Consider the following 8,468-nt stretch of genomic DNA (forward strand, 5'->3'; position numbering starts at 1 on the left):
AGAGGGGGGAGGGGAGCGGGGCGGGAAGCTCGCGCGTGCTCAGAACAGCGTGGCGAGGGACACCCGAGTGCCGGCGTCGGCCAGCGCCGTACGGGCGGCGTGCCAGCCCGCCATGCCGTGCACCGCAGGTCCGGGCGGGGTCGACGCCGAGCAGAGGTAGATCCCCGGCAGCGGGGTGCGCCACGGCGACCCGGCGAGCACGGGCCGCGCGACGGCCTGCGCGAGCGTGAAGGCGCCGCCCGAGACATCCCCGCCGACCTCGTTCGGGTTGCCGAGCTCACGGTCGGCGGCGGTCGTCGTGTGCGCCGCGAGCACGAGGTCGCGCACTCCGGGCGCGTGCCGCTCGAGTTCGGCGAGAACCGTCTCGAGCGGGTCCCGCCGCGACCCACCCGGAACATGCGCGTACGCCCAGAGCACGGCGCGCCCGGCGGGAGCGCGGGTGTCGTCGACGACGGAGGGCTGCACGACGATCACGAACGGATGCCGCGGCTCCCGCCCGCTCGCAACGATGCGCTCCGCGCGCACGGTGTCAGAGGCCGCCCCGCCGAGGTGCACGGTGAGGGCGCCCGCGAGGAGCGGATCGGTCCACGGCACCGGCCCCGCGAGAGCGAGGTCGACCTTGGCGACGCCAGCGCCGTAGCGGAACCCGCGCACCCGCCGGCCGTACGCCCGCGGCAGCGCGGGGGAGGACAGCAGCAGCCTCGGCGACGTGTCGAGCATCACGAGGTCGCCGCGCGCCCAGTCGCCGCGGTCGAGCAGCTCGAGAGAGCGCACCCGCACGCCCGTCTCGAGGGTGCCGCCGTGTCGGTGCAGGTCGGCGATGAGCGCGTCGATGATCGCGCCCGCGCCGCCGCGCGGGACCGGCCAGCCCGCCGCCTGCGCGTAGGTGCCGAGCACGAGTCCGGCGGCGGACGCGGTGGGGGACGGCAGCCGCGTGTTCGCGTGAGCCGCGAGGCCGGTGAGCAGCGCCCGGACGGCGGCCTCACGCGGCGGCAGGGCGGTGACGGCGGCGGCCTGCGCGGCCAGCAGCGCGGCGGTGACGGGATGCCGCGGCATCCCGAGCAGCGCATCGGTCGCCGAGCGGGCGACCTCGTCGGAGCGGGCGACGAGCGGGGCGAACACGCGTCGCCAGGCCGGGCCCCCTGCGCCGAGCTGCTCGACCGTGCGGTCGAGGGAGCGCCACACCGCCGCGGCTCCGCCCCTGAGCGCGTGCGCGAAGGACAACTCGGGTGTGATCCAGTCGATCGGCGACGCTCGCGTGAACGCCCCGAAGAACGGCGAGGCGAGTGCCGCCGGATGCACCGCCGACCCGACGTCGTGGCGGAAGCCCGGCAGCGTGAGCTCGGCCGTGCGGGCTGCCCCGCCCGGGGCGGCGGCCGCCTCGAGTACGCGCACCTCGTAGCCTGTGCGCGCGAGGGTGACCGCCGCGGCGAGCCCGTTCGGACCCGACCCGACGACGGTCGCGCGTGGCACGGTCAGGCGCCGACGTACGCGGCGAGGTGCTCGCCCGTGAGGGTCGAGCGGGCCGCGATCAGGTCGGCGGGGGTGCCCTCGAACACGATCCGGCCGCCGTCGTGTCCGGCGCCCGGGCCGAGGTCGACGATCCAGTCGGCGTGGGCCATCACGGCCTGGTGATGCTCGATGACGATGACCGACGTGCCCGCGTCGACGAGGCGGTCGAGCAGCGCGAGCAGCTGGGCGACGTCGGCGAGGTGCAGTCCGGTCGTCGGCTCGTCGAGCACGTACACCTGCGCCTTCGTGCCCATGTGCACGGCGAGCTTCAGCCGCTGGCGCTCGCCGCCGGAGAGGGTCGTGAGGGGCTGGCCGATCGTCACATAACCGAGCCCGACGTCGACCAGCCGCTGCAGGATCGCGTACGCCGCCGGCACGGAGGTCGCTCCGGGGGCGAAGAAGGCCGCGGCATCCGCCACCGACAGCGCCAGCACCTCGCTGATGTCGAGGTCGCCGAGGTGGTAATCGAGCACCGACGCGTCGAACCGCTTCCCCTCGCACACCTCGCACAGCGACGACACCGTCGAGAACGGTCCGAGATCGGTGAAGACGACCCCCGCGCCGTTGCAGTTCGGGCACGCGCCCGCCGAGTTCGCGCTGAACAGTGCGGGCTTCACGCCGTTCGCCTTCGCGAACGCCGTGCGGATCGGGTCGAGAAGGCCGGTGTAGGTCGCCGGGTTGCTGCGCCGCGAGCCCTTGATCGCGCCCTGGTCGACCACCACGACGCCGTCTCGTCCCGCGACCGACCCGTGCACGAGCGAGCTCTTGCCCGAGCCGGCGACACCCGTCACGACCGTCAGCACGCCGAGCGGCAGGTCGACGTCGACGCCCTGCAGATTGTGGGTCGACGCCCCGCGCACCTCGATCGCCCCCGACGGCGTGCGCACCTCGGACTTCACCGCCGCGCGGTCGTCGAAGTGGCGCCCGGTGAGCGTGTCGGCGGCGCGCAGCTCGTCGACGGTGCCGGTGAACACGATGTTCCCGCCCGCCGTGCCGGCGCGCGGGCCGATGTCGACGACGTGGTCGGCGATCGCGATCGTCTCGGGCTTGTGCTCGACGACGAGAACCGTGTTGCCCTTGTCGCGCAGTCGCTGGAGCAGCTCGTTCATGCGGCGGATGTCGTGGGGGTGGAGTCCGACCGTCGGCTCGTCGAACACGTAGGTGATGTCGGTGAGGGCGGAGCCGAGGTGGCGGATCATCTTGATGCGCTGTGCTTCGCCTCCCGACAGCGTCCCCGACGCACGATCGAGCGAGAGGTAGCCGAGGCCGATCGAGGAGAACGAGTCGAGCAAGTCGCGCAGGCCGACCAGCAGGGGGGCGACCGAGGCGTCGTCGATCGTGCGCGCCCACGCCGCCAGGTCGCTCACCTGCATCGCGCATGCGTCGGCGATCGAGATGCCGCCGACGAGCGACGTGCGCGCCCCTTCGTTGAGGCGGGTGCCGCCGCACTCGGGGCACTGCTGGAACGTCACCGCCCGCTCGACGAACGTGCGGATGTGCGGCTGCATCGCCTCGACGTCCTTCGAGAGCATCGACTTCTGGATGCGCGGCACGAGGCCCTCATAGGTCAGGTTGATGCCGTTGACCTTCACCTTGGTCGGCGCCTTGTAGAGGAAGTCGTCGCGCTGCTTCGCCGTGAACGTCGAGATCGGCTTGTCGCCCGGGTAGAAGCCCGACTCGGCGTAGCCGCGCACCATCCACCCGTCGGCCGTGTAGCCCGGGATCGTGATCGCACCGTCGATGAGCGACTTCGTCTCGTCGAACAGCTGCGTGAGATCGATGTCGGAGACCGCGCCCATGCCCTCGCAGCGCGGGCACATGCCGCCGGTCTGCTCGAACCGGCGCACCTCCTTCACGGTGCGGCCGTCGCGCTGGCTCGTGACTGCGCCCTGGCCGCTCACGGTCGGCACGTTGAACGAGAACGCCTGCGGCGAACCGAGGTGCGGCGTGCCGAGCCGGCTGAACAGGATGCGCAGCAGTGCGTTCGCGTCGGTCGCCGTGCCGACGGTCGATCGAGAGTTCGCGCCGAGCCGCTCCTGGTCGACGACGATCGCTGTCGTCAGCCCCTCGAGCTGATCGACCTCGGGCCGCGACGGCGTGCCCATGAAGCCCTGCACGAACGAGCTGTACGTCTCGTTGATGAGCCGCTGCGACTCGGCCGCGATCGTGCCGAACACGAGCGAGCTCTTCCCCGAGCCCGACACCCCGGTGAAGACCGTTAGGCGACGTTTCGGGATGTCGACGTCCACCCCCGCGAGGTTGTTCTCCCGCGCGCCGCGCACGCGGATCCACTCGTGGGCGTCGGCGGCGGGTGAGGGCGTCGTCATGACGCCAGGGTAGTCGCGGCGCCCGTCATACCGGCGGGGGTCCGGTGCGATAGGTGTGAGAGCAGCGGATGCCGCGGCTCAGAGCTCGGCGGAGAGCCGCCGCGTGACCTCGGCCAGCGGCATCCGTCTCGGGAACACCGCCACGACCACGTCGTCGTCGGCACCCTCGGGGGAGGGGCCGACGTCGAAGCGCGCGAGCACGTCGTCGAGGGCGGCGCGGAGGGTCTGGGTCGGGATGCGCTTCGTGCCCCGCAGCAGCTGCCGGAGCACGTGGTTGTGCACCGCGGTGACCTCGGCGGCGAAGCTCACCGCCGTGAGCGGCTCGATGCCCGGCAGCGCGCGCCGCAGGTACTCGTCGAACAGGCGCTCGTAGCGGAACACCGTGACGATCTCGCGGTCGCGCAGCGTCGGCACCTGGCGCACCACGGTGTAGCGGCGGCGGGCGAGCTCGGGATCGGCGAGGTAGTGCCGGTAGACGATGAGGGATGCCTCGCAGATCGCCTCCCACGGATCCGCGTGCGCCCGATCGAGGAAGGTGCGGAGGCGCTCGAGCACCGCGTCGTGGTCGGCGAAGACGACATCGTCCTTGCCTCCGAACTGCCGGAAGAAGGTCGAGCGGGAGATGCCCGCCGCCTTCGCGATCTGGTCGACGGATGTCGCCTCGAACCCCTGCGAGGCGAACAGCTCGAGCGCAGCCTGGACGACGACAGTGCGTGCGTCGTCCGCCGGTGTAGTCACGCTCATGGAGGCCGAGCCTACTCGCGCTCACGGCGGAGGCACATCGGCACGCGGTATAGGCTGGGGCACTGGTCGTTTATCTCGACGTCGAGACGCTTTTGGAGCGTCGTCATCCCGTTCGCCCCAGCGAAGGAAGCACTGTGGATCTGTACGAGTACCAGGCACGTGACCTATTCGAGAAGTACGAGGTGCCGGTACTCCCGGGCATCGTCGCGGACACTCCCGAAGAGGTGAGGGCGGCCGCGGAGAAGCTCGGCGGCGTCGTCGTCGTGAAGGCCCAGGTGAAGACCGGTGGCCGCGGAAAGGCCGGCGGCGTCAAGGTCGCGAAGACCCCCGACGAGGCGTACGAGGCGGCCAAGGCCATCCTCGGCCTCGACATCAAGGGCCACGTCGTCAAGCGCGTCATGGTCGCCGGCGGCGCCCGCATCGACAAGGAGTTCTACTTCTCGGTGCTGCTCGACCGCTCGAACCGCTCCTACCTGTCGCTCAGTTCGGTCGAGGGCGGCATGGAGATCGAGGAGCTCGCCGTCGAGCGTCCCGAGGCGCTCGCGCGCATCGAGGTGAACCCGCTCACCGGCATCGACAAGACCAAGGCCGTCGAGATCGCCCGCGCCGCGAAGTTCCCCGAGGAGCTCGTCGAGAAGGTGTCCGACGTCTTCGTCAAGCTCTACAACGTCTACACCGGCGAGGGCGCGACCCTCGTCGAGGTGAACCCGCTGATCCTCGACGCCGACGGCAACATCATCGCCCTCGACGGCAAGGTGACCCTTGACGACAACGCATCGGAGGTGCGTCACCCCGAGCACGAGCTGCTCGAGGACAAGGATGCGGCCGACCCGCTCGAGGCGAAGGCGAAGGCCGCCGGCCTCAACTACGTGAAGCTCGATGGTCAGGTCGGCATCATCGGCAACGGTGCGGGCCTGGTCATGTCGACCCTCGACGTCGTCGCGTACGCCGGTGAGAACCACGGCGGCGTGAAGCCCGCGAACTTCCTCGACATCGGCGGCGGCGCCTCGGCGACCGTCATGGCCGCGGGCCTCGACGTGATCCTCGGTGACGCGCAGGTCAAGAGCGTGTTCGTGAACGTGTTCGGCGGCATCACCAGCTGCGTCGCGGTCGCGGACGGCATCGTGAAGGCCCTCGAGATCCTCGGCGACGCGGCCACCAAGCCCCTCGTCGTACGCCTCGACGGCAACCAGGTCGACGAGGGTCGTGCGATCCTCGCGGCGGCCGGCCACCCGCTCGTGACCCTCGCCGCAGGCATGGACGAGGGCGCCGACAAGGCCGCCGAGCTGGCGAACGCCTGAGCCGCGGCATCCGGATAAGGAACTAGGACTATGTCGATCTATCTCAACAAGGACTCCAAGGTCATCGTCCAGGGCATCACCGGCGGCGAGGGCACCAAGCACACCGCTCTCATGCTGAAGGCGGGCACTCAGGTCGTCGGCGGCGTGAACGCCCGCAAGGCCGGCACCACCGTCGCGCACAAGGATGCCGCGGGCGCCGACGTCGAGCTGCCCGTGTTCGCGTCGGTGGCCGAGGCGATCGCCGCGACCGGTGCCGACGTGTCGATCGCGTTCGTGCCGCCGGCGTTCACGAAGGACGCCATGATCGAGGCCATCGACGCCGAGATCCCGCTGCTCGTCGTCATCACCGAGGGCGTGCCCGTCGGTGACACCGCCGAGGCGTGGGCCTACGCGCAGAGCAAGGGCAACACGACCCGCATCATCGGTCCGAACTGCCCCGGCATCATCACCCCGGGCGAGTCGCTCGTGGGCATCACGCCGGCGAACATCACCGGCAAGGGCCCGATCGGCCTCGTCTCGAAGTCGGGCACCCTGACCTACCAGATGATGTTCGAGCTGCGCGACCTCGGCTTCTCGACCGCCATCGGCATCGGCGGCGACCCGATCATCGGCACGACGCACATCGACGCGCTCGCCGCCTTCGAGGCCGACCCCGAGACCAAGGCGATCGTCATGATCGGCGAGATCGGCGGCGACGCCGAGGAGCGTGCGGCGGCCTTCATCCAGGCCCACGTCACCAAGCCGGTCGTCGGCTACGTCGCCGGCTTCACCGCACCTGAGGGCAAGACCATGGGTCACGCCGGCGCGATCGTGTCGGGCTCCGCCGGCACCGCGCAGGCCAAGAAGGAGGCCCTCGAGGCTGCCGGCGTCAAGGTCGGCAAGACCCCGAGCGAGACCGCCGCGCTGCTGCGCGAGATCATCGCGTCGCTCTGATCCGAGCGCATTCGACGGGCCGGCGGTTCACCGCCGGCCCGTCGTCGTTCCCGGATGCCGCGGCCCGCGCCGCCGCGGATCGGTCCGTGCCGCGCGGCCGTTGCGTCGCACATGACGGATGCCGCCCCGCGCCGCGGTGCGCGGGGTTAGGGTGAGCGCATGCCTCTCTCCGGTGAGTACCTTCCGTCCACGGCCGACTGGGCCCGCACCCAGGCGGAGGCCTTCGAGGCCTCGAACGGCGCCGACGCCTCATCCCTTCGCGGCGCGGCGATCATCGTGCTGACGACCGTCGGCGCGAAGACGGGCGGCCTGCGCAAGACCGCGCTGATGCGGGTCGAGCACGACGGTCACTACGCGATCGTCGCCTCGAAGGGCGGCGCCCCGCAGCCTCCCGCCTGGTACTGGAACGTGCGCGCCAACCCGCACGTCGAGCTGCAGGACGCCGACGTCAAGCTCGACTACACCGCGCGCGAGGTCGACGGCGACGAGTACGCCCAGTGGTGGGAGCGCGCCGTCGCGGCATGGCCCGACTACGCCGAGTACCAGAAGAAGACCGACCGGCGCATCGCGCTGTTCGTGCTCGACCCGATCGGGCACTGAGAGCTCGTGCTCGACCCGATCGAGCACTGAGAGCTCGGGCGCGCCCGCCCGGCGAGCGCGGATGCCGCAGGTAGGGTCGGAAGGCCATGCAGCGCCTGGTCGTCACCCTCCTCGCCGCCCTCGATGCCTTCGTCGCGGCGGCCATCAGCGTCGGCGCCGCGGTGGTGCCCCTCGCGCTCCTGTGGATCACCGCCGTCAGCGGCGCCGGCCCCGCCGCGCTGTGGCAGGCGACCGCGGCCGTCTGGCAGCTCGGGCACGGCGTGCCGCTGTCGGTGACACTGCCGACGGAGTACCTCGTGCAGGCGGGCATCGACGACACGGCCGCCACCTTCACGCTCTCGCTCGCACCGCTCGCGTTCCTCGCGTTCACCTTCTTCTTCGCCGCTCGATCGGGCTCGCGCGCCGCGCAGGCCGGCGCCTGGGTGACCGGGGTCGTCTCGGGGGTCGTCGTGTTCGCCGCGGCATCCGCGCTGATCGCGCTGACCGGGGCGCAGCCGCTGGCGAGCGCCGCACTCTGGCAGGCGGTGCTGTTCCCGCCCCTCGTCTATCTCGCGGGTGCCCTCGCGGGCGCGATCGCCCGCGCATGGAGCGACGGCGACGACGGGCTCATCGACGCGGTGCGGTCCCGCACCGACGCACTGCCGGGCATCTGGCCCGAGGTGCCGGGTCTCGCCGTGCGCGGCGCGGTGACCGCCCTGACCGCACTCGTGGGCGTCTCGGCGCTGGCCTTCGCGGTCGCCGTCATCGTGCGGGGCACCGCGATCGTCACCCTCGCGCAGCAGGGCGGCGTCGATCTGATCGGCGCGGTCATGATCGAGCTCGGCCAGCTCGTCTACCTGCCCACCCTCATCGTCTGGACGATGTCCTATCTCGCCGGCCCCGGCTTCGCGCTCGGTGCCGGCTCGACGATCTCCCCCGTCGGCACCCACGCGGGCGTCGTGCCCGGCGTGCCTGTGCTCGCCGCGCTGCCGCCATCGGGGACCGTGTGGCTGCTCGCGCTCGTGCTGCTGCCGATCGCGGCGGGTGCGGTGGCCGGGTGGGTCGTGCGCTC

General features: G+C 71.7%; 7 protein-coding genes. 4 read left to right on the plus strand and 3 right to left on the minus strand.

Translation table 11 applies throughout. The annotated features are described in order from the left end of the window. Positions 1 to 39 precede the first annotated feature (39 nt). The 3 genes from ABT08_RS08250 to ABT08_RS08260 form a co-directional block, all read right to left on the minus strand. Positions 40 to 1,473: a phytoene desaturase family protein gene (locus ABT08_RS08250; protein WP_288114602.1), complete on the minus strand. Its 1,434-nt coding sequence runs from the start codon at positions 1,471 to 1,473 to the stop codon at positions 40 to 42. Positions 1,474 to 1,475: 2 nt separating this feature from the next. Further along, on the minus strand, positions 1,476 to 3,839 hold the full coding sequence (locus ABT08_RS08255; protein WP_288114604.1) for an ATP-binding cassette domain-containing protein: 2,364 nt from the start codon (positions 3,837 to 3,839) through the stop codon (positions 1,476 to 1,478). 78 nt (positions 3,840 to 3,917) lie between these two features. Then, a complete protein-coding gene (locus ABT08_RS08260) occupies positions 3,918 to 4,583 on the minus strand; it encodes a TetR/AcrR family transcriptional regulator (protein ID WP_045246005.1) in 666 nt (221 codons plus the stop codon). Between the two features lie 134 nt (positions 4,584 to 4,717). Here ABT08_RS08260 and sucC point away from each other — a divergent pair, with 134 nt between their 5' ends. From sucC to ABT08_RS08280, 4 genes are all read left to right on the plus strand, one after another. After that, positions 4,718 to 5,884: an ADP-forming succinate--CoA ligase subunit beta gene (gene sucC, locus ABT08_RS08265; protein ID WP_045246004.1), complete on the plus strand. Its 1,167-nt coding sequence runs from the start codon at positions 4,718 to 4,720 to the stop codon at positions 5,882 to 5,884. Positions 5,885 to 5,914: 30 nt separating this feature from the next. Beyond that, complete coding sequence (gene sucD, locus ABT08_RS08270) at positions 5,915 to 6,817, plus strand: succinate--CoA ligase subunit alpha (RefSeq protein WP_045246003.1); 903 nt, start codon at positions 5,915 to 5,917, stop codon at positions 6,815 to 6,817. Between the two features lie 159 nt (positions 6,818 to 6,976). Continuing rightward, on the plus strand, positions 6,977 to 7,417 hold the full coding sequence (locus ABT08_RS08275; RefSeq protein ID WP_056206006.1) for a nitroreductase family deazaflavin-dependent oxidoreductase: 441 nt from the start codon (positions 6,977 to 6,979) through the stop codon (positions 7,415 to 7,417). Positions 7,418 to 7,503: 86 nt separating this feature from the next. Further along, on the plus strand, positions 7,504 to 8,468 hold a 965-nt coding region (locus ABT08_RS08280), incomplete at its 3' end, for a cell division protein PerM (RefSeq protein ID WP_288114608.1).

It is taken from the genome of Microbacterium sp. SCN 71-21, from assembly GCF_001725695.1.
Lineage (GTDB): Bacteria > Actinomycetota > Actinomycetes > Actinomycetales > Microbacteriaceae > Microbacterium > Microbacterium ginsengisoli.